Source organism: Bacillus haynesii, from assembly GCF_014042035.1.
In the GTDB taxonomy this organism is placed as follows: domain Bacteria; phylum Bacillota; class Bacilli; order Bacillales; family Bacillaceae; genus Bacillus; species Bacillus haynesii.
In genome coordinates this window covers 3,730,550-3,750,933 of the sequence record NZ_CP059494.1, presented here as the reverse complement: position 1 = coordinate 3,750,933, position 20,384 = coordinate 3,730,550, and the positions used below count along the sequence as shown (strand labels likewise).

At 48.7% G+C, this 20,384-nt stretch carries 19 protein-coding genes and 1 other annotated feature; of the genes, 3 read left to right on the top strand and 16 right to left on the bottom strand.

All coding sequences use genetic code 11. The annotated features are described in order from the left end of the window. Positions 1-44: 44 nt before the first annotated feature. Together H2R00_RS18505 and H2R00_RS18500 are read right to left on the bottom strand one after the other, a co-directional pair. The gene (locus H2R00_RS18505) at positions 45-1,052 is read right to left on the bottom strand and encodes an LLM class flavin-dependent oxidoreductase (RefSeq protein ID WP_154997007.1); all 1,008 of its coding nucleotides are present in this window, start codon (positions 1,050-1,052) and stop codon (positions 45-47) included. Positions 1,053-1,411: 359 nt separating this feature from the next. Then, positions 1,412-2,764, bottom strand: a complete 1,353-nt coding sequence (locus H2R00_RS18500; protein WP_182070032.1) for an amino acid permease — start codon at positions 2,762-2,764, stop codon at positions 1,412-1,414. Positions 2,765-2,825: 61 nt separating this feature from the next. Beyond that, positions 2,826-3,082, bottom strand: a binding site (T-box leader). A gap of 315 nt (positions 3,083-3,397) precedes the next feature. Here H2R00_RS18500 and H2R00_RS18495 point away from each other — a divergent pair. After that, on the top strand, positions 3,398-3,871 hold the full coding sequence (locus tag H2R00_RS18495; RefSeq protein ID WP_154997011.1) for a hypothetical protein: 474 nt from the start codon (positions 3,398-3,400) through the stop codon (positions 3,869-3,871). A 172-nt stretch (positions 3,872-4,043) separates the two neighbouring features. Here H2R00_RS18495 and H2R00_RS18490 read toward each other — a convergent pair whose 3' ends face one another. From H2R00_RS18490 to lutR, 6 genes are all read right to left on the bottom strand, one after another. Continuing rightward, a complete protein-coding gene (locus H2R00_RS18490; RefSeq protein WP_182070031.1) occupies positions 4,044-4,970 on the bottom strand; it encodes an ABC transporter ATP-binding protein in 927 nt (308 codons plus the stop codon). After that, positions 4,970-5,659, bottom strand: coding sequence for an ABC transporter permease subunit (locus H2R00_RS18485; protein ID WP_154997015.1), 690 nt, complete (start codon positions 5,657-5,659; stop codon positions 4,970-4,972). Before H2R00_RS18485 ends, H2R00_RS18490 begins: the two co-directional genes overlap by 1 nt. 334 nt (positions 5,660-5,993) lie before the next feature. Next, on the bottom strand, positions 5,994-6,716 hold the full coding sequence (locus H2R00_RS18480) for a LutC/YkgG family protein (protein WP_182070030.1): 723 nt from the start codon (positions 6,714-6,716) through the stop codon (positions 5,994-5,996). Continuing rightward, a complete protein-coding gene (locus tag H2R00_RS18475; RefSeq protein ID WP_182070029.1) occupies positions 6,713-8,146 on the bottom strand; it encodes a LutB/LldF family L-lactate oxidation iron-sulfur protein in 1,434 nt (477 codons plus the stop codon). The genes H2R00_RS18480 and H2R00_RS18475 overlap by 4 nt, the downstream gene beginning before the upstream one ends. Before the next feature lie 42 nt (positions 8,147-8,188). Beyond that, complete coding sequence (locus H2R00_RS18470) at positions 8,189-8,905, bottom strand: (Fe-S)-binding protein (RefSeq protein ID WP_020453014.1); 717 nt, start codon at positions 8,903-8,905, stop codon at positions 8,189-8,191. 130 nt (positions 8,906-9,035) lie between these two features. Further along, on the bottom strand, positions 9,036-9,776 hold the full coding sequence (gene lutR, locus H2R00_RS18465; RefSeq protein ID WP_326096965.1) for an L-lactate utilization/bacilysin biosynthesis transcriptional regulator LutR: 741 nt from the start codon (positions 9,774-9,776) through the stop codon (positions 9,036-9,038). 208 nt (positions 9,777-9,984) lie between these two features. Between lutR and lutP the strand changes: the two genes are divergently transcribed. After that, the gene (gene lutP, locus H2R00_RS18460) at positions 9,985-11,676 is read left to right on the top strand and encodes an L-lactate permease LutP (protein WP_182070028.1); all 1,692 of its coding nucleotides are present in this window, start codon (positions 9,985-9,987) and stop codon (positions 11,674-11,676) included. Positions 11,677-11,713: 37 nt separating this feature from the next. Here the strand turns inward: lutP and rpoN are convergent, their stop codons facing one another. Beyond that, on the bottom strand, positions 11,714-13,027 hold the full coding sequence (gene rpoN, locus H2R00_RS18455) for an RNA polymerase factor sigma-54 (RefSeq protein ID WP_182070027.1): 1,314 nt from the start codon (positions 13,025-13,027) through the stop codon (positions 11,714-11,716). A 70-nt stretch (positions 13,028-13,097) separates the two neighbouring features. Between rpoN and yvfG the strand changes: the two genes are divergently transcribed. Further along, positions 13,098-13,313: a protein YvfG gene (yvfG, locus tag H2R00_RS18450; RefSeq protein ID WP_182070026.1), complete on the top strand. Its 216-nt coding sequence runs from the start codon at positions 13,098-13,100 to the stop codon at positions 13,311-13,313. A gap of 15 nt (positions 13,314-13,328) precedes the next feature. On the opposite strand, the gene H2R00_RS18445 is transcribed toward yvfG, so the two are convergent. Genes H2R00_RS18445 through H2R00_RS18415 form a run of 7 tightly spaced genes read right to left on the bottom strand, consistent with a single transcriptional unit; the run spans position 13,329 to position 20,383 of the window. Next, positions 13,329-14,306, bottom strand: a complete 978-nt coding sequence (locus tag H2R00_RS18445) for a polysaccharide pyruvyl transferase family protein (protein WP_182070025.1) — start codon at positions 14,304-14,306, stop codon at positions 13,329-13,331. Positions 14,307-14,316: 10 nt separating this feature from the next. After that, the gene (locus tag H2R00_RS18440; RefSeq protein WP_182070024.1) at positions 14,317-15,462 is read right to left on the bottom strand and encodes a DegT/DnrJ/EryC1/StrS family aminotransferase; all 1,146 of its coding nucleotides are present in this window, start codon (positions 15,460-15,462) and stop codon (positions 14,317-14,319) included. A 23-nt stretch (positions 15,463-15,485) separates the two neighbouring features. Beyond that, entirely contained in the window at positions 15,486-16,112 is a 627-nt protein-coding gene (locus tag H2R00_RS18435; RefSeq protein WP_182070023.1) for an acetyltransferase, read from the bottom strand. After that, positions 16,112-16,714 carry a sugar transferase gene (locus tag H2R00_RS18430; RefSeq protein WP_154997033.1) on the bottom strand — a complete coding sequence of 201 codons (603 nt, stop codon included), beginning with the start codon at positions 16,712-16,714 and terminating at the stop codon, positions 16,112-16,114. The genes H2R00_RS18435 and H2R00_RS18430 overlap by 1 nt, the downstream gene beginning before the upstream one ends. 20 nt (positions 16,715-16,734) lie before the next feature. Next, on the bottom strand, positions 16,735-18,291 hold the full coding sequence (locus H2R00_RS18425) for an MATE family efflux transporter (protein ID WP_244958254.1): 1,557 nt from the start codon (positions 18,289-18,291) through the stop codon (positions 16,735-16,737). Then, a complete protein-coding gene (locus H2R00_RS18420) occupies positions 18,288-19,307 on the bottom strand; it encodes a glycosyltransferase (RefSeq protein ID WP_182070022.1) in 1,020 nt (339 codons plus the stop codon). The genes H2R00_RS18425 and H2R00_RS18420 overlap by 4 nt, the downstream gene beginning before the upstream one ends. Next, a complete protein-coding gene (locus tag H2R00_RS18415) occupies positions 19,304-20,383 on the bottom strand; it encodes a polysaccharide pyruvyl transferase family protein (RefSeq protein ID WP_154997040.1) in 1,080 nt (359 codons plus the stop codon). The genes H2R00_RS18420 and H2R00_RS18415 overlap by 4 nt, the downstream gene beginning before the upstream one ends. Between the last annotated feature and the right edge of the window lies 1 nt (position 20,384).

Sequence of the window (20,384 nt, the reverse complement as noted above, 5' to 3'; positions counted from 1 at the left end):
AAAAGCAACGGACAGGTTTTTCCTGTTCCGCTGCTTTTTTGCGTTTATCCGTTTTTCCATACATCTGCAATGATTTCGAACGAGCGAAGTCTGTCAGCATGGTCAAATGTTTCTGAATTGATCATGATCTCGTCCGCCTGAGTCGTCCGAATGAATTCTTCGAGCTTTTCTTTCACACTGTCCGGCCCGCCGATGATCGTTGAGCTGAGCTGCTCATTCACCATCGCTTTTTCACGCGGCGTCCAAATCTGTTCCATATCATCAACAGGCGGCTTCAGCTGTGTCGGGGCGCCGCGGACAAGGTCCAAAAACTTCTGATAGTGCGACGTGGCAAGGCGCTGCGCTTTCGCGTCCGTATCGGCTGCAATAACGGTAACCCCGACCATCGCATAAGGCTCCTCCAAGACGCCGGACTTAAACGAACTCCGGTAAAGCTCCAAGGCAGGCAGCGTATTGGCCGGCGAAAAATGAGCCGCAAATGCAAACGGCAAACCGAGTTCCCCGGCAAGCCGGGCGCTGAATCCGCTTGAACCGAGAAGCCAAATCGGCACATCAAGCCCTTCACCCGGTATGGCGCGCACGTGATTCCTTACATTGCCGGACGGCTTAAAATACTGCCGGAGTTCTTCAAGCTGCTCGGGAAAATCCTCCCCGCTGCTTATGTTTCTTCTTAATGCGCGGGCGGTTAATTGATCCGTCCCCGGAGCGCGCCCCAGTCCTAAGTCGATTCTGCCGGGATAAAGGGATTCAAGCGTTCCGAACTGTTCGGCGATGACGAGCGGAGAATGGTTCGGCAGCATAATCCCTCCCGAACCGATGCGCATCTTCTTAGTGCCCCCGGCGATATAGCCGATCAAAACAGAGGTGGCCGAGCTTGCCACGCCTTCGATATTATGGTGCTCAGCCAGCCAGAACCTGTGGTATCCCCATTTTTCGGCATGCTGCGCCAAATCCATAGATTGTTTAAAAGATTGTCCCGCATTTCCGCCTTGTACGATAGGAGACAGATTTAATACGGAATACTTCGTATTTTTGAAATGCTGTTCTGACATTGTCTTTCCTTCTTCCTGAAGTGTAGTGGTCATGTAATTAGACGATAACATAATCGTTCCGGTGAATGAAAGAAATTAGTTCGAAAAAAATCGAACTAATGTATAAAAAGCTTGCCTCCCTGCGGAGGCAAGCCCAGATTGTTGACAAAATCCCAAAACGGGATTTTTGTTTTGGGATTTTATCATCCCTTCAGCGTGGATTGAAAACCCTTGCAGTCTAGGAAGGCTGAGCATCGGAGCGGAGCGAATGTTGGAATTCGTGAGCACCGACGCGCAGGCCTGACAACGAATGCGAGGGTTTGTCGACACGCTGAGCTTGCCTCCCTGCGGAGGCAAGCCTTTTTTTAAGAAGCGGGCGTTTAGCTGGCTGTCTGGTTCCTTCCTTTAAAGAAATAAGCAGCGCTAATGAGCAAATAGATCCCCGCCGTCACCAATGTAATGACAATCGACGTGGTCAGGATGACACCGATCAGTATCGCTGTCAGCGAAATGATTGCCACCCAAGTCGTATAAGGGAACCATTTAACATAGTAGCCGTTCCCCGCTGTTTGATACCGTTTCCTCGATTTCAAATGGGCGGCTGCAATCAGCATCCAGATCACAAGGACGGTATAGCCGAGAGACCCCATCAAATATTCAAACGTTTGGCTGCCGGCAAACAGTGAAAATAATACGCCCAAGTACAAGAAAGAAGTACATAAAAGAATCGAATAAACCGGCACCTTTCTCACGGAAAGCCTCGAAAAGATTTTCGGCATTCTTCCGTCTGACGCCTGTGTATACAAAATTCGGGAGGCGCCGTAAAGCCCTGAGTTCATAGAAGAAATGACCGCCAGTAAAATGACCGCATTCATCAAATGATCCGCTCCGGGAATGCCGATCATCTTAAAGACCATGACAAAAGGACTCTCCGACACTCCGTTGACTTGATTCCATGGAATCAAGCTGACGATCACGAAAAACGGCAGAAGATAAAAAGCAATAATGCGCGTTAACGTTCCACGCACGGCTTTAGGCACGACCTTCTCAGGATTTTTAGTTTCCGCCAGGGTCACCCCGATAATTTCGGTTCCACCGTAGGAATAGATCACAACAAGCATGGCTGTAATCAGCCCTCCGGCGCCATTCGGGAAGAAGCCGCCATGGTCTGTCAAATGAGTAAAACCAACAGCTGAATGTTGTCCAAAAGAGAAAAATAACAAGATAAATCCGGATATAATAAAGACGACAATCACTGTGATTTTAAGTAGAGCAAGCCAGTATTCCGTCTCGGCAAAGCTTTTGACAGAAAGTAAATTCACGCTCGTAATGACGAGTGAAACGAACAGCGCCAGCACCCAGATCGGCAGCCCCGGCAGCCAATACTGCAAAAATATCGCGGCGACAACAGCCTCTGCCGCAATATTGAGAACCCACATTTTCCAGTATATCCAGTCTAAAAAATAAGCGGCATACGGCCCTAATATTGATTGAACCAGGTCCCTGAATGTTCTGGCTTCACTGTTTCGGACAGCCATCTCAGCGAGCCCTTGCATAATAAACAGCAAAATTACGCCGCCGATCAAGTAAGCGATCATAACCGAAGGTCCCGCCAAATCGATCGCTTTGCTGCTTCCTTTAAATAACCCTGCTCCAATTGCTCCTCCCAATGCCATCATCATAATGTGCCGCGATGTCATCGTGCGCTCGAGCTTCTGCATGTCTTTCTCCATCTATGTTCACTTCCTCTATTAAAATAAAAAAAGCTCACCGTCTCCCTCTTCGATTTGAAGATAAAGAGACGATGAGCTTTGAAGCTTACCGCGGTACCACTCTTTTTGATTCTATGCCAAGAATCCAGCTTTCCGAAGCACAGCCATGCTGTGCAAACCTGTTAACGAAGGTTAATCGTAATGTCCTCAGGAATTGATGTCCATCCTTTAGCCAGTCCACTCCCGGGCGAGTTCAAAGGTTCATTGGTCTGCGTCGCACCTACCCGCAGCTCTCTTTGCCAATGTCGATCTTTTACTGCTCCCGTTCCTTGTGTTTTCTTCTGCCTGAAATATATTCATATAATATACGTGCCGATCTTGACTTTGTCAACATCAAATCCAATGCCAAAAAATAAAAATTAAAATTTTTCTCATTTTTCAAGGGAAATTGCCTTTTCTATTGGATAATGCAAGGGAATATATGCACAACTTTCATGATGATGGAGCATTCTCCAAAAGAGGAAAAATGTAAAAATCGGCGGATATCCCCCGAAAAAAATAGTTAAATTGAAATACTATTCAAACTTTACAAAATATTTTAACGATGATAAAGTGTGAACCGAATCATAACATCAGCTAAAGGAGGAAGAGAACATGAAAAAACTTTCGTTTATGATGATCTTGTCCGTATTGACGCTCGTCTTTGGTTCATCGTCCGTAAGCTTTGCGAAAGACATTCCTGAAGACAGGTATACAACACCTACAGATGCTGAATTTAGCCAGATGAAAGAGATTTTAAACGACGCTGATATCGAAACCGGCAATTTGCAGAAGGATTACGGTGTGATTGCCAATGATCCTGCTGAAAAAATCGGCGTCATATCAGACATTCCTGCCGAAAAAGATGACTGGAGCCATGTCAGCTTCCATTCCTACTATGTCGACCTCAACAGCAACACTCTTATCGCTGATGTTCAATTTGAATTCACACAAAACGATGACGGTACATCGGAAACCGAGTACAAAAACGTAACAAACGGAGGCAGGTATTTCGTCAAGATGGACCAAGACGGAAATGTCATTGATGAAGAAACGACCGGCGACATGTCGATTTTGTGGAAATACTAGAAACCGAGCGCCTCTTATGAAAAACGCCTTTATTCAAAGGCGTTTTTTTGTTTTCATAAATGGATCTATCCACCGACGCCATTCGCGTCAGCAAGATTAAAGGCATGATGCCGGAAACAATCCCAAACTCATGCCAATCAAAGTCTTTCTGAAATATTATTTTGCCATGGTGTCAAGAAACAACGCGTTCCTCTGAGCTGTCCATAAAGATGTCTTCAAGCGACGGTTCATCGACGTGGATTCTGTAGATTCCCACCTTGCAATTCGTTAATACTCTGACAATGGCGGGAATTTTTTCTTCCGAATTGACGTTAATCGAAATCTCATGATGCTTAAATTGAACGTTTTCACCAGCTGACTCAAGAAAACTGTCGATCAGGCCGAAATGCTGCTCGGGAATATTCGAATGGCGGATGTGAACGCTTATGTTCGACATGAAATGCCTTCTTAATTCATCGAGCGTGCCTTCCATTAAAATGCGGCCGTTTTTCATAATCGCGATTCGGGTACAGATTTTCTCGATTTCATGCAGGTTGTGTGACGTCATAAATACCGTCTTACCTTCTTTTTGCAAATCTATGATCAGCTTTTGAATGTGCAGGGCCGATTCGGCATCAACACCTGATGTCGGTTCATCCAAAAAGATGAGTTCGGGATCATGGATGATCGCCTGGGCGATGCCGAGCTTTTTTTTCATACCGAATGAATACGCGCCCGCTTTTTTTTCAGTATGCTCAGTGAACCCTACTCTCTCTAAGACTTCTTCGCACCGCTCAGTCGATACGGCTTGTCCGTTCAGCTTTGCAAAATACTTCAAATGCCCGACCGCTGTCATTGAATCATAGAGGGTCAAATAATCGGGTAAAACGCCGATGCGATGCTTGACGTTTTCAATCGAATCTTCATTTAACAGCAGAAAACTGCCGGCTGTCGGCTGGATAATGCCTGTGATCATATTCATGAACGTAGATTTCCCCGCACCGTTGCGGCCGAGGAATCCGTAAATCTCTCCTTTTTCAACTTGAAGGTCGACATGGTTGACGACGGTTTTAGCGCCGTAGCTTTTCATCAGCCCTTTTGCCTCGATCACCACATTCATTATAAATCTCTCCTTTTAAACAAAACGATCGCACCGCACAGAACGATGGCGGCGTAGACAAAGTTGATGAAAATAAAAGAACCGCCCAGTACGGAGTAATAGTACGGCGTTAAATATTTAAACCAGGTGATCATGCCGTTCTCTGAATAAACAGCCCATAAACTGACCGCGGGAAAAACGAGGGCAAACACGATTCCGAAAAACATGGACATGGCGGGCCTTGAAATCACAATCGAAAATAAAAGGTTCAAAGAGATTGCAGCTGTAAGAAAAGCCACGCTGTCTGCATAACTCATCCATAAAAATTCTTTTGAAGCGATCATCACCAAGGTGTACGAAACGAGCATGCAGAAAAACCAAAACAGCCAGACGCCAAAAAACTTTCCCAGAATGATCTTGATCCGCGACGTTTTCGTCACGAGAAATCTGACCGTCCGGGTATGGACTTCGCGGTTGATCATGTCATGGGAAAGCCCCGAGATAAACAGGAAACCGAGAGCAAAGACGATAACGGCCGTTCCGATTGCGTTTGCATCACTACCTAAATCCAATTCGCGCACGAAGTCCGCAGGCGCCTGTTCAATCAATCCCGCAGTCTTATAGCTCACCCAAAACATAATAATAATGACAATAATCGACTTGACGCTTTTAAAAAGACTGATAAATTCGTTCAGACACACTGCCCGCATACGAGTCACTCCTTCACTATTCTCCATTATAGTGAGTGAACATTATCGGGAAATAATCTTATCCTTAACATTACCTTAAATTTTTAATAGACTCTTTCTTTCAGGGTGTTTCCGAGAATGATAAATGAGATGCAAGCGGCTGGAACCAGCAACAGAAATGGGATATGCAGAGCCGGCAATCCGATAAAAATGGCATTTCAATATAACGAGCTACAGCTATTTTATGACCGGCAAAAAAAGTGGAGCGATGCGTTAAAACAGTATGCACCAGAATTGTCATATCGCAAAATAAAAAAGATTAGCTCATGAGGCTAATCTTTTTGTTATCGTTTAGTTACCGGTCCGCCACGACAATATATGCCGCTTTTACCGGGCCGTGGACGCCGACTACAAGGTCCATTTCGATGTCGGCTGAATTGCTCGGTCCAGTGACATAGTTGATGCAGGACGGGATGACGTCGCCGTCTGCAACCTTTTGTTTGATGATTGCGCTTGCCTGTGTCATCCGTGGGACGATGGTGCTTTTCGGCACGATCGCGATATATGTCGTCGGCAGCAAGCTGACGGAACGCCCTTTGTCTTTTGAACTGAAGAGGACGACCGTTCCGGATTCAGCAAGCGTGATCTCACTGAATGTCACGCCGATGTTAGCCTGTTCGGCCCGCTGGATATTTTCATCTCCGGCCTCTGCATTCCATTCCCACACTTTTGTCCCCTCATTCGGCCACTTGTCTGTTAACAGGCCTGACAGTCCGTACTCTTTAAAACGGTCATCTTTCGGAATGATGACAGGCCCGCCTCCAAATCGCGATGCCTGTTCATACAAGGCATCATGCAAGCCGATGACATCTGTTTCAATCAGCTCCGTATGAATTTTCCGGCAGTGGTCTTTTAAGACGCCGACAAGCTCATCCTGTGTATAGCCTTGATATACCCGGTGCTGCGGCTGGTAGGTATAATCGGGAACGGTGACGCCTGCCGAGCGCCTGTTGCGGCCGAGCCTTTCCGCAATCCGGTTTAAAAAGCCGTCTTTGTTTTGGATTGTTCCGTTTTTCATCTGTCTTCCCCCTTCTCTTTCCGTCTGTCTTCAAACCAGTCGCGGAACCTTGACTTGTTCGGTGCGGGGAAGTCGCGAATCTGGGTCCACTGTTTTAAAGGACCCGGTCCCTTCGTTATTTTGCCGTCTTCTTTAAACGGCTTCATGGCTGCCGGCGCCCATTTGGAGCCCATTTTATAAAGGGATGGCGCAGAAGTTCCCAAGCCGAACGCTTTCATCGCCAGCTTTTCGGATATCGGCGCGCGCCCTTCTTTTTCAACGATGCGCTGCCTGTGCTTTAGAAGCAGCTCATGAAGCGGGATTTTCACCGGACATGCTTCAGAGCAAGCCGCACATAACGAAGAGGCGTACGGCAGTTCTTTATAATCGTCATATCCGCCGAGCAGCGGCGACAATACGGCCCCGATCGGACCTGAATAGATCGAACCGTAAGAATGCCCGCCGACATGACGGTAAACGGGGCAGACATTGATGCAGGCCGCACAGCGGATGCATTGAAGGACGGATTGAAACTCCGTTCCGAGAATGTTCGAACGCCCATTGTCAACGATGACGAGATGAAATTCTTCGGGTCCGTCCACTTCACCGGGCAGCCGCGGCCCTGTCAGCGCCGTGATATAGCTCGTCAGCCGCTGTCCGACCGCACTTCTCGTGAGCATGCCGACGAGAACCTCAAACTCGTCGAATGAGGGGACGATCCGCTCCATCCCCATCACGGTAATCTGCGTCTTCGGAATGGTCGTGACGAGACGCCCGTTTCCCTCGTTTGTGACAAGGCTGACAGATCCCGTATCGGCAATCGCAAAATTGCAGCCCGTAATGCCGATATCAGCCTCGAGAAATTTCTTTCTGAGCACGGCGCGCGCGTGCATGACAAGCTCTTCCGGCTTTTCGGTGTTGCGGTAGCCGATCCGCTCTTTGAAGACGTCGCGGATTTGCTCTTTGTTTTTATGCAAAGCAGGTGCGACGATATGAGACGGCGGATCGTGATCATCGATTTGAAGGATGTATTCGCCCAAATCGGTTTCGACCACTTCGCAGCCGTCGCTTTCAAGTGCCTCGTTCATGTTGATTTCTTCGGTCACCATTGATTTTGATTTAACGATTTTTTTTCCGTTTTTCTTTTTTACGACGTCGCGGATGTAGCCTGTCGCTTCTTCAGCCGTCTGTGCAAAGAATACGTGCCCGCCTTTTTTGGCGACATTTTCGGCGAGCTGTTCAAGGTAGTAGTCCAGGTTTTCCAGCACGTGCTGCCTGATTTCTTCGGCCAGAGACCGCCATTCTTCCCAGTTCCCGAGCTCTTTTGCCGCCTCAAGACGGCGCGCTCTCAAGCGCTCCTGCGCACTTGAAACAGCCCCCCTCATAAACTCGTTATCGAGCCCGTCTGACACGCGCTCTTTAAATTTCTGCGTTCCGATCTTCATTGCCATAACGAATGTCCCCCTCTATCTGTGAAATGACCGGATGTCTGTTTATCTGCTGTTCAGCACTTCTGCGATATGCATGACTTCAATCGGCTTGTTCTTTCTCCCGATCCGCCCGCCGATATTCATCAAGCAGCCACAGTCCGCCCCGATTAACACATCTGCGGCTGTTTCTTCGACACACGCCACTTTCTCATCGACCATCTGTTCGGATATTTGCGACATCTTCACCGAAAAAGTCCCCCCGAATCCGCAGCAGTCATGCTTGCGCGGCAGCGGCGTGAACTCCAGTCCCTTCACATGCCGAAGCAGCTTCATCGGCGCGTCCGTGACGCCCAAAAGCCTTGTCATATGGCATGACGTATGATAAGTCGCTTTTTTCTCGAGTGTCGCCCCGACATCTTCAACCTTCAATACATTGACGATAAAATCGGTCAGCTCATACGTTTTGTCAGCCAGCCGCTGCGCTTTTTCCGCCCAGGCCGGCTCATCCCGGAAAAGGTGCGGGTACTCTTTGAACATAAAAGCGCACGATCCTGAAGGGCTGACGACGTATTCAGCTGATTCAAACGTCTCAATCATCCGTCTCATCGCTTTTTTGGAATCTTTGACATAGCCGCTGTTGTACGCAGGCTGGCCGCAGCAGATCTGCCCTTCGGGAAAATCCACTTCACATCCGAGCCGCTCCAGCAGTTCAACCGTCGCTTTTCCGACATTTGACTGAAACATGTCAACCAAACACGTGATAAACAGTGATACTTTCATCTTGATCCCCTCTCCAACCCGATAAATCAGGTCATCTGATGACTTGGTTAGAAAACCCTCTTTCTCCATCTTACACCTTGGTAAAATTTTTTGAAAGGGGTTTCTTTTTCGTTTTCACTCTTGCAGCTGCTTATATGGCCGGCTCGTCGGCCTGTTTCGTTTCTTCAAAATATGAGGCCAGCACATTTTCCACATTTGTCAGATGATTGTGCATCGCTTGCTCTGCTTTTTGGCCGTCTTTTTCCTTCACAGCCTGATAGATGGCTTCGTGTTCTTCATAAAGGCGCTTAACGGTTGTGTTCTTCGAGAACAGCCAAATTTTGCGCGTCTCCCTCATCGTCTCAATTAAGAGCGATGACACATGATTCATCAAGCCTTTCAGCAGATCGTTTTGCGAGGCGCCGGCAAGCGCAAGGTGAAACGCGAGGTCGGCTTTTTCGCCAAGTTCGCCGTTCCCGTCCGCCAGCTTCATATCCTCAAGTGCTGCCTGCATGCGTCCGAGATCATCCTCCGTGCGTTTTTGAGCCGCACTGGAAACAGCCCCGATTTCAAGAATCTTACGGACTTCGAGCAGTTCAGCGACGTCTTTCTTTTTCATCAAAAGCGCTGCCGAAAGGGGGATGGAAATTTGCTCAGGCTCAAACCTTTTCACATACGTCCCTTCCCCCTGCTTCATCTCGACCATCCCCATCGCTTTTAACGCAGACAGCGCTTCCCTGACGGCCGAACGGCTGACCTGAAAGCTTTCGGCGAGCGCCTGGACGGAGTCAAGCTTGTCACCGGGCTCAAGCTCTCCGCTTTTAATCGATTCTAGAAGCGCTTCTGCGACTTCTTCGTATATTTTTTTCGTCTTGATTTGTTTGTATTTCAACTTTTTTCACCTCGTAACCAGACTGGGCATGATGCGCTATTTTTTATTATACCGTTCTTTCTGTCCGGAACATATAGCCTTCGGCTTCATGCAAAAAAAGATTGTAATTTATGACATTGAGAAATATAATGCTAAATGATCAGTCTTATCATCATGTCATCAGATGATTAGATGAGGCTTTTTTTGACGAACAAAGGGGGAATTGGAGATGGGATGGACGCAAGATTATACCCCATTGGGGAACAGTTTGCTGCTTTCTTCGCTTGCAGCGCTTATACCGATTTTGTATTTTTTCTGGGCTCTGGCAATCAAAAGAATGAAAGGGTATACAGCGGGTGTGACGACTTTGCTGATTGCGCTCGTGCTGGCCGTTTTCGTATATGGCATGCCCGCTCATCAGGCTGTAATGTCGGCTTCGCAAGGCGCGGTTTACGGCCTGCTTCCGATCGGCTGGATTATCGTGACTTCAGTTTTTTTGTACAAGCTTACAGTGAAGACCGGCCAATTTGAAATCATCAGGAGCTCGGTATTGTCGATTACAGATGACCGGCGTTTGCAAGCACTTTTGATAGCGTTTTCATTCGGGGCATTTTTGGAAGGAGCGGCAGGCTTCGGCGCCCCTGTCGCGATATCGGCTGCATTGCTTGTCGGCCTCGGCTTCAATCCGTTGTATGCGGCAGGCATATGCCTGATCGCCAACACGGCGCCTGTCGCTTTCGGGGCGATCGGCATCCCGATTATTGCGGTTGAAGGGCCGACGGGGATTCCTGCGATGGACATTTCAAAAATGGTCGGACGCCAGCTGCCGTTTTTATCTGTTTTTATCCCGTTTTATTTGATCATCATCATGAGCGGCTTCAAAAGGGCATGGGAAGTGCTGCCGGCGATTCTCGTGTCGGGTGTCTCTTTTGCCGTTACGCAGTATGTAAGCTCAAACTTCCTGGGACCTGAGCTCCCGGATATTTTGTCAGCCATCGTATCGCTTATCGCACTCGCTGTTTTCTTAAAATTTTGGAAACCGAAGACGACATTCAGATTTTCGCACGAAAAGGAAATGGCCGCTGCGGCGGAGGCTCATCAGCTTGAACATCAAAAGGCCTCATACTCGGCGGGACAGATTTTCAAGGCGTGGACACCGTTTTTACTGCTCACCGCAATGGTCTCCGTCTGGGGAATTCCAGCTGTCAAACAGGCGCTGACAGGCCATTATGAAGGTTCAAATCCATTGCTGCTGTTCATCAATGACATCGGCGGCAGGCTGACGTTTGCACCCGGCGTGCCTTTTTTGCACAATCAAATTCTCGATGGCTCCGGAAAACCGCTTGAAGCACTTTATAAACTTGATCTCGCCGGATCGGCGGGAACGGCGATCCTGATTGCCGCCGTACTGACAAAGTTTGTCACAGGCATGCCTTGGAAGGAATGGGGTGCCGTGTTTACAGATTCGCTGAAAGAGCTCGGCAAGCCGATATTAACGATTGCTTCCGTTGTCGGTTTTGCCTATGTCACCAACTCTTCGGGCATGAGCACAACACTTGGCATGTCCCTTGCGATGACGGGTTCAATGTTCGCATTCTTTTCTCCCGTTCTCGGCTGGCTCGGCGTGTTTATAACCGGTTCAGATACGTCGGCCAATTTGCTGTTCGGCAGTCTGCAAAAAGTGACAGCACAGTCGGTCGGAATGGAGCCGGTGCTGTCTGTGGCGGCCAATTCTTCAGGCGGTGTCACAGGAAAAATGATCTCTCCGCAGTCGATTGCGGTCGCCTGCGCAGCCGTCGGACTGGCAGGAAAAGAATCCGACTTGCTTCGCTTTACACTAAAACACAGTCTGTTTCTTCTGTTCTTGGTTTGCATGATCACTTTCCTGCAGCATCATCTGTTTTCGTGGATGATCCCGTAAAAAAAAAAGCCGCCGGTGTTCGTGCCGGACGGCTTCTTTATTGATATCTCTTTCTGACAGACGAAGGCAGTATATTGAGCTGATCACGATATTTGGCGACAGTCCGCCTCGATATGACGACGCCATGCTTTTCGTTTAAAAGGTCGGCCAGCCTCTGGTCTGAAAGCGGTTTCATTTTATCTTCTTCATCGATCAGCCGGCGCAGATGCGCTTTGACTGTGTGACTTGACGTATGCCCGTCAGCAGCGTCCTTTACCTTCGCCGAAAAAAACCGTTTAAGCTCGCAAAGCTCAAAAGGCGTCTGCACGATTTTTCCTTTGACTGCGCGGCTTACTGTTGATTCGTGAACGCCGAGGGCATCGGCGATCTCTTTTAATGTGAGCGGCTTCAGTTCGTCTTTCCCTTTTAAAAAATAATCTTTTTGCCGCACCATGATTTCCGCCATCACCTTCCGCATCGTTTCCCGTCTTTGCCTGAGGGCATTGTCGAGCCATTTCCACTGCTTGAACCTTTCAGAAATATAAGCGGTCGCCTCGTCTTTTGACTGACGCTGCAAAAACGGCTCGTAAAACGCGTTAAGCTGGATGTCGGGAAAAGAACGGCTGCTGAGCTCAAGTACCAACTTTCCATCCTCTGCTGAAATGATTAAATCAGGCTCGATATAGACTTCGCCTTCATCCGTGCCATACATCAATCCGGGACGAGGCGACAGTTCTGCGACAAGGTCTTGTATGTCCTGAAGCTCTGAAAGCGAAAGCCCCGCTCTCTCCGACAGCTCTTTCCATCCCTTTTTGGCAAACAGGTCAAAGTATGAGGAAATGACTTTTTCCGCTTTTGCCGTCTCCTTTGGCAGACGCTTTAATTGAATCAGAATGCATTCCTGAAGCGACCGCGCTCCGATGCCTGCCGGATCAAGAGTCTGCAGCTTGCCCAAGACTTCTTCCGCTTCTTCTCTGGTGACAGCCAGCTCAGAAACGATAAAGGCGATGTCCTCTGTCACATATCCGTTTGGATCAAGGGAATCGACCAAATAGCTAAAAATCCGCTTTTCCCGGCTTGACAGCCGGAGATCGAGCGCCTGCCGTTTCAAGGCGCTTTTGACATCTTCTCGGGAATGCGCCGTCTCAGAATGGCTTATTCCTTCATTTTGCAAATGACGATTCGTTTTATGGTAAAATGATCGGGGAATATCGAGGTCTTTTCGTTCGATCAGGGGGTTTTCCAATGAGAGTTCGTCAATCCGGCTGTTCAGCTCGGCCGACGAATACTGAAGCATATGAATGGCTTGGGCAAGCCCTTGCGTCAAGTGAAGTTTTGCCGTTTGCTGCTGCTGTACATGCAAGTTCATCATATCTCCCCTCCCACTATTAGTTTACACGATCGGTTCCGTACCGTATAGACTTAAAAAAGGAGTGTTACCATTGACAGAACTTTTCTCTGTGCCCTATTTCATAGAAAATTTTAAAACCCATATTGAAATGCATCCAAATGAGGATAAAATCCACGCGATGAACAGCTACTACCGTTCAGTCGTGTCAACGCTTGTCCAAGACCAGCTGACAAAAAACGCGGTCGTCTTAAAACGGATTCAGCATTTGGATGAAGCCTACAACAAAGTAAAGCGCCAAGAAGCATAGCAAAAAAACCGCCTGTCATACGTGAACAGGCGGTTTTTCTGCTTCTGCCGGATTGTGTTGAATCAGTTTTGTATTCGGGATGTCCTTCATCCATGTGTTGTAGTAATTTGCGTTTTTTCCGTAGGAGTTGTCAATTACTACGTTTTCTTTTCCGAGCAGACACGATAAGATGTGGCCGTGCAGCCTTGAAGTAACGACTGATTCATAGCGGCTGAAGAAACGGATTGATTTGTCGACGAGGCTGTCAGAATAGCGTTTCCAATAAGAAGCGATCGGCAGCGGATTGCCCGCTTTTTTGTTGAGGACATTGATCGTCTGCAGGCGTTTGATTCCGCGTTTGTCGCCTTCTGATAAGATGACGTTCCAATCGTACGTGTCCGGCTCCCCTGCTTTCTGGAGGCTGCTGTTTGCTTCTTTGTCGGTCCTGATCAGACGCAGAACGGACTCAGACGGCTTTTCGGCAGGCGCTGCAATCGGCCAGAGCTGGTGAGCCATGTCGGGCATCATTCTGATGTTTTTCACCCCTTCGAAATGCTTGACGGCAAATTCAAATGATGCCTTTTCCCTCGTGAATAAGTGCAGATCCGGGTGAGCCGCTAAAATGTCACGCGTTTTTTTAACATTTTCTTCATGTTCATAATAAATCGACTGCGGCAGAATGACGATCCGGTTGTCCGGGTAATGTTCGACCACCCGTTCCCTGAACTGCTGGAAGTGAGGGTACAAATCACCGAAATTGCCGCCCCCCTGGCAAACAATGATGGCCTCCTTTGGAATCCGGCGGCCCGGAATGAAATTTTCTGCATTCCATCTTTCGCGCACCTTGATGCCGTATGCTTCAAAAAAAGCTTCCGTTCCTTTCATAATCAATAGATCCCCGACGTTTCCGTAGAGCGGGTAGTCCAAGTAAACGACTGATGAATGCCTTGGAATGACATCCAAAATTTCTGCCAGCTTATCCTTTAAGCTGTCCATGGAATATGTAATCGCCATGTTTAGCACCTCATTTATATTTAATCCGGTCGGCAACGATTTGAATTACCCGATCCTGCTCTGCCGGTGTCATACTTGATCCTGACGGCAGGCAGAGCCCGCGCTGAAATAAGTCGCAGCAGACAGAGCCTTTGTCATCGTGCGGATAAAAGGCCGCACCTTTAAAAAGGGGCTGTCTGTGCAAAGGCTTCCATAACGGCCGGGCTTCAATGTTTTCATTTGCGAGCTGTTCAATGATGTCCGCCGGTGTTGTTTGAATCTTTGCTGTGTCAAACGTTAATGTCGTGAGCCAGCGGTTAGACATGCCGGCTTCAGGCATGAATTCTATACCTTCGATACCGGAGAGCGCCTCCTGATAGCGCTTGAAGACCGCCCGTCTGGCATGGACCCGGTCATCCAGAACGGCAAGCTGAGCGATGCCGATTCCGGCCAGGACATTGCTCATCCGGTAATTGTAGCCCGCTTTTTCGTGCTGATAATGAATGGCTGGCTCGCGCGCCTGAGTGGCTAAAAAGCGTGCCTTCTTCAAAGCGTCTTCATCATCGCTGACAAGCATTCCTCCGCCCGATGTGGTGATGATTTTGTTACCGTTGAACGAATAGATGCCGAAGCGTCCGAAGGTTCCGCTTTTTCTGCCTTTATAAACAGAACCGAGCGATTCAGCCGCATCTTCAATGACAGGCACAGCAAATCGACCGCAAATGGCCATAATCTCGTCCATTTTCGCGCTTTGGCCGTACAAGTTAACGACGATGACGGCTTTCGGGAGATTCCTGGCACGCTCCGCTTCGTCGAGCGCCCGTTCAAGCGCTTCGGGCGACATGTTCCAAGTATCCCGTTCAGAATCGATAAAAACCGGTTCGGCCTGCTCATATATAATCGGATTGGCGCTCGCTACAAACGTAAAAGAAGAACAGAAGACATTATCGCCTTTGCCGACGCCGAGCAATTTCAAGGCCAGATGGATTGCGGCTGTTCCTGAGCTGACTGCCGCGGCTCCGGACGTCCCCGCATAGGCGGCAAGCTTTTCTTCAAATGTATCGACAAGTGGACCGAGAGGCGCGATCCAGTTTGTCCGAAACGCTTCAGCTACATAGCGCTCCTCGTCTCCGCTCATGTGCGGCGGAGATAAATAAATTCGCTTACTCTGACTCATGTTTTTCACCCTTTTTACTGCTGTTATTTGATCTTCCTTGCAGGGACTCCGACAGCGGTACAATCATCAGGAATGTCGTGAATCACGGCTGATCCCGCTCCCGTCACGCTCCAGCGTCCGATTGTCTTTCCGGGAATGACCGCCGTTCCCGCTCCGAGATGAGCGCCTTCCATAACTGTCACGCCGCCTGTCAACACCGTTCCCGGCGAAAGATGAACGTAATTGCCGATCCGGTTGTCGTGTTCGACGATCGCACCTGTGTTGACAATCGTGTGGATGCCGACGTCGGCATCCGCTTGGATGACGCTCGACGCCATGACAACGGTGCCGTTTTGAATCCGGGCCGAACCGCTGATCACAGCGGACGGATGAATCAAGACCGCATACCGCTCAAGCGGAAGCCCAAGGCGATCATACAGCTGCTGTCTGATGCCGTTTTGGCCGACAGCTAGGACGAACTTCGCGTCCGGATGCAATCGCGCAAGTTCTTCTGCGGCGGCTGAAGGCCCTCGATACAGACCGTTCTCGACATGAAGCTCCTCATACCGGTCATCAAGAATACCGGCAAGCGCCGTATCCGGCCGCTCTTTTACAAGATCCCGGACGACTTTCCCATGGCCGCCGGCTCCGATGATCACCACGTTTTGCATCAGGCATTCCTTCTCCCCCTAAATTTTTCTGCTGTCACATGCCGGTCTTGGCTGACGCCTTCCGACTTCAAGACTTTTACGACAGTCAACAAAAGGATTTTGAGATCAAGCAAAAAAGAACGATGATCCACATACCAGACATCGAGTTCGAATTTTTCCTCCCATGTCACTTTATTTCTCCCGTTGATCTGCGCCCAGCCCGTGATGCCCGGCTTGACTTCATGCCGTCTCCACTGCCGCTTCGTATAAAGGGGAATATACTCCATCAAAAGCGGCCGCGGCCCGACGAGACTGAGGTCTCCTTTGATGACGTTGATCAGCTGCGGCAACTCGTCAAGGCTCGTTTTTCTGATCAGCCGCCCCGTCTTTGTCAGCCGTTTTTCATCGCTTAGCAGATTGCCTGCTTCATCTCTTTCATCAGTCATCGTTCTGAATTTATATAATGTAAAAGGCTCGCCATTCAGCCCCGGCCGGGTTTGGCGAAATAAAACAGGCGAGCCGATTTTCCATCTGATGAGGCAAGCCGTCAGGATCATGGCCGGGCTGAGTGCGACCAGCAAAATAACCGACAATGCAAGATCGAAAAACCGTTTCGCTAGCACGAAAAACGCACCCCTTTCTTTTATTTAAAAAATCCCTTTTGAAACGGGAAGGATAAAGAGCATCGAAATGCTTGCAGCTTCGTTGTGACAATATGCCGTTCCGCTTTCGTCAACATGACGAAATAGGCAAACAGGCCGTATGCCCCCGTCGCAGCCAGCGCCGTGACAAACAGGGACAGCAGGCTGTCGATCGCAAATAAGTATTGAAGAGCGTAACAGACAGCCAAGGTAAATGAAGCGCCGGCAACCGGCCTGTATATGCCTTTATAAAAAACTCTTTTTCTTTCACCCGTAATCTTTGACGCATAAATCGGAGTGAAGACGACGTTTTTCAGCATTAAAGCTGCCGCACCGGCCAGCGCAATTCCGTAAAGGCCGAGACCCGCCGGGCCGCTCAGCACGATGGCAAGCAGCAAATTGACAACGCCGAAGGCAACCGTGGTCAGCGCCGGTGTTCTCAGCTTGTTATAGGAGGTAAAGATATAAAACAGCGGCGCCGGGCTTAATGAAACAACCAAATAACCCGCATGTATCAGTAAAAGCCATTTCAAATGTTCGAATGAAGGGCCGAGCCACAGCGACAGAAACGGGCCTGCTAGCCCGCCCAGAAGCGCCGCCGGCAAAGCGAGCAGGATGCCGTTAAACCTGACGGCCTGGTTGGCATAGCGGACAAGCCCTTCTTTATCGCCTTTTGAATAATAGAGTGTAATCGTAGGTGAAAATACGGCCGCAAGCGTTCCCGAAAGCGTCCGCAATAACAGCGGAAACTGAATGATCGCCGCGTACATGCCGGATTCGGAAACCCCCAGCATCACATTCGCCACCATTAAATCGATTTGCAGAAACAGCAGGATGCCGACTTGGCTGACGGAGCTCCATCCTCCCGCCTGGAGCAGTTTTTTGCACTTTGCAAACGACATATCCCTCACCCGGAACGTAAACCATGGAATCAATTTCTTAAAGAAAAAGATCGACAGGATGCACGCCGAAGCGGTTGCGATGAGAGCGGCAAGCTGAATATGCCAGATCTTCGGTGCAAACCACGCAAAAATCAACAATACGCTCAAGACGCGAATCAGCATTTGGACGGCTTGGATCATGCTCGTAATATAGATTTTATTGGCAAAAAACGGACCGGCGGCAAATCCCGACATCACAAAGGTCAATAGAAACAGCAGGCTCCCGATCAAAAGTGCGATCTGCACATCTCCCAAAAGACCGGCGGGAACGCGAATGATCTGATCGATAAAAAACACCGTGCCGCCAAGCGGAAAAAACAAGATGACTGAAAGCACCAGTGATGAAACGATATAGGTATTCATATAGCCTCTCGCTTCGTCAAGTGCTCCCCTGTGGGCGGAAACAGAAAAAAACCGGACAACGACCGCGCTCAGGGCGACCGTAATAATTGAAAAGTAATTGATCATATTCTGCGTGAGATGGACAAACCCAAACGCCTCAACACCGAGGTTCTTGATGACATAAGGCGTCAGCCACATCGAAAACAGCACCGATAGTAAAAAAGACGCCACATTGGCGCCGAGATTCAAAACAAATGTCTTATTCAAAAGGCTCATCCCTTACTGGGCAGATTTCGTTTAAAAAACAATTCGAGCAGAATCGGAATATTCAGCTTGCATAGCAATAAAACGAGCCGCTGGCCGATTAACAGGTTGCGGCTGCGGAGAGACGTGGCTTTGACGCACGACTGCACCATCCGGTAAGACAAAATGTCTTTAATATGCCGCCTCACCTGCTTTGAAGGCTTCGGTTCCGCACAGGCATTGGCTAAAAGCATCGGAATTTGATGTTTGCATGTGTACGTTTCCAGATCGTCCGCACATTCATCCAAAAGCTGAAACGTCTCATAGAATCTCCTTTTCGCCCGGTACTGCCTTTTCAGGCTTTCATCCATGTACGGTTTAAACGGCACCTCTGTCAGGCTATCCGGATTGCACCTGTACATGTAGTAGCCGTCATCGATCGCTCTCACCCGCTTCGCTGCATAAAAGGCGTACAAATTAAACGGCGAATCCTCTGCAAAACGAATGTCTTCAAAAAAGTACAGCTGGTTTTTCTTCAGCAGGTCGCGCCTGTACAAATTCCGCCACACATACCAGATGAAGCGGGTTTCGTGCGCCTTTTTGAGCTCGCGTTTAATATCCCAGCTCAACAAGAGGCGATCGCTCGGCAGCGGCGGCGGGAAGTAGGTGTCTTCCGTATCGGAATGTTTATGATACCCGCACATGACGATATCGAGGTCGTCTTTTTTGGCAGTGGCGTACATGTTTTCAAACATGGCAGGCAATACAAAATCATCACCGTCGACAAACCCGACATAATCTCCTGTCGCGGCTTGAAGACCGGCATTTCTCGCCGAGCTCAGCCCGCCGTTTTTTTTATGAATCACTTTCACTCTGGCATCCATGCTGCAGTACTTTCTGGCTATCTCCCCGCATCTGTCGGGAGAGCCGTCATCGACAAGGATGATTTCAATATTTTTCAGCGTCTGCCTGCGCAACGAATCGACGCATTCTTCTATATAATCTTCGACATTGTACATCGGAACAATGATACTGATAAATGGCTTCATTGGATATCACCCATAATTTTCTGTCTTAAATCTGCGAAATAATGATCCCTTGACGGAGTCTCACGATGCGAATCACCGGTCTTGATCAGCTCTTCGATTGCGCCGAGAACCTCTGCCGCATCGGGATTTTCCACAAGCTTCAGCGAAGGAATGTCTTTCAGCCAGCGAAAGCCTTCAAGCACCTTATGATCAAAAGAGCGGATCACAACGCATGGCGTTCCTGTTATCGCACAAAAAATCATGCCGTGCAGCCTGTCTGTCACAACGACCTCCGCACCTCTCAGCTGATCCCAAAGCCTGTTCAGCTCCTTCTCGCGGGACACGCGGCTGACCCTCCTGCCGATCGTCGTTGTAAAAGTTGTTGCACCGCCATACTCGTCACCGACAGCCTTCAGCAGCTTTTTACGCTCTTCCGGCCTGAGAAAGCTTTCTTTATCCTCCCTTAAACAAACGAGCACACCTTCTCTTGCAGACTGCTGTTCTTTCTTTAAATAAAGCACCATATCAGGCTGCTTCACAATCGTTTGGTTTGAAAAATGCTGTTTCATGAATTGATAGGTTGTATCATCGCGCGCCATCATGAACAGCCGGCGATGGGAGTTGTAGATTCTTTTCGCCCTTTTCAGTTCCTTTTTACCGCGGGGCGTCTCGGAAAAGTGCGCGGTTGCTGGGAGCTGGACGATTTTATAATGCTTGAATGTTTTGATAATGAAGCGCCTCGTCCATTCCTCATTGCGGTACAAATCCCCCATGTTTCCTCCGCCGATGATGAACACCATATCCTCGGGGTGGCGGATGCGCATGAGCGCTTTTGCATGTTTGTAAATATCGTTGATGCCGATTTCAATTAATTCAAAATCGGGAAACTCGTTTTCTATGAATGTCCGGCTTGCCAGGGCAATCGCGTGATCTCCCAAATTATCATGGGACGGAATTAAAGTCAGAATGATTTTTTTCTTGCCTTTATATTGATCAAAGCGCCTTAAACCCGGCGTTCCCATCACATATTCAGAAGGATATTTCACCTTGAGCAAAAGCCATTCTGCAAGATTGATCTTCAGTTCCTGAAAGGTCATT

What these genes read in the sequence shown, in the direction of transcription:
- lutP (WP_182070028.1), top strand. Translation starts at nt 9,985, where the DNA reads ATGGGATGGACGCAAGATTATACCCCATTGGGGAACAGTTTGCTGCTT.
- H2R00_RS18495 (WP_154997011.1), top strand. Translation starts at nt 3,398, where the DNA reads ATGAAAAAACTTTCGTTTATGATGATCTTGTCCGTATTGACGCTCGTC.
- H2R00_RS18475 (WP_182070029.1), bottom strand. Translation starts at nt 8,146, where the DNA reads ATGGCAATGAAGATCGGAACGCAGAAATTTAAAGAGCGCGTGTCAGAC.
- H2R00_RS18490 (WP_182070031.1), bottom strand. Translation starts at nt 4,970, where the DNA reads ATGAATGTGGTGATCGAGGCAAAAGGGCTGATGAAAAGCTACGGCGCT.
- H2R00_RS18500 (WP_182070032.1), bottom strand. Translation starts at nt 2,764, where the DNA reads ATGGAGAAAGACATGCAGAAGCTCGAGCGCACGATGACATCGCGGCAC.
- H2R00_RS18440 (WP_182070024.1), bottom strand. Translation starts at nt 15,462, where the DNA reads ATGAGTCAGAGTAAGCGAATTTATTTATCTCCGCCGCACATGAGCGGA.
- H2R00_RS18485 (WP_154997015.1), bottom strand. Translation starts at nt 5,659, where the DNA reads ATGCGGGCAGTGTGTCTGAACGAATTTATCAGTCTTTTTAAAAGCGTC.
- H2R00_RS18415 (WP_154997040.1), bottom strand. Translation starts at nt 20,383, where the DNA reads ATGACCTTTCAGGAACTGAAGATCAATCTTGCAGAATGGCTTTTGCTC.
- H2R00_RS18425 (WP_244958254.1), bottom strand. Translation starts at nt 18,291, where the DNA reads ATGAGCCTTTTGAATAAGACATTTGTTTTGAATCTCGGCGCCAATGTG.
- H2R00_RS18445 (WP_182070025.1), bottom strand. Translation starts at nt 14,306, where the DNA reads ATGGCGATTACATATTCCATGGACAGCTTAAAGGATAAGCTGGCAGAA.
- H2R00_RS18505 (WP_154997007.1), bottom strand. Translation starts at nt 1,052, where the DNA reads ATGTCAGAACAGCATTTCAAAAATACGAAGTATTCCGTATTAAATCTG.
- H2R00_RS18420 (WP_182070022.1), bottom strand. Translation starts at nt 19,307, where the DNA reads ATGAAGCCATTTATCAGTATCATTGTTCCGATGTACAATGTCGAAGAT.
- H2R00_RS18480 (WP_182070030.1), bottom strand. Translation starts at nt 6,716, where the DNA reads ATGAAAAACGGAACAATCCAAAACAAAGACGGCTTTTTAAACCGGATT.
- H2R00_RS18470 (WP_020453014.1), bottom strand. Translation starts at nt 8,905, where the DNA reads ATGAAAGTATCACTGTTTATCACGTGTTTGGTTGACATGTTTCAGTCA.
- rpoN (WP_182070027.1), bottom strand. Translation starts at nt 13,027, where the DNA reads ATGATGAACTTGCATGTACAGCAGCAGCAAACGGCAAAACTTCACTTG.
- H2R00_RS18435 (WP_182070023.1), bottom strand. Translation starts at nt 16,112, where the DNA reads ATGCAAAACGTGGTGATCATCGGAGCCGGCGGCCATGGGAAAGTCGTC.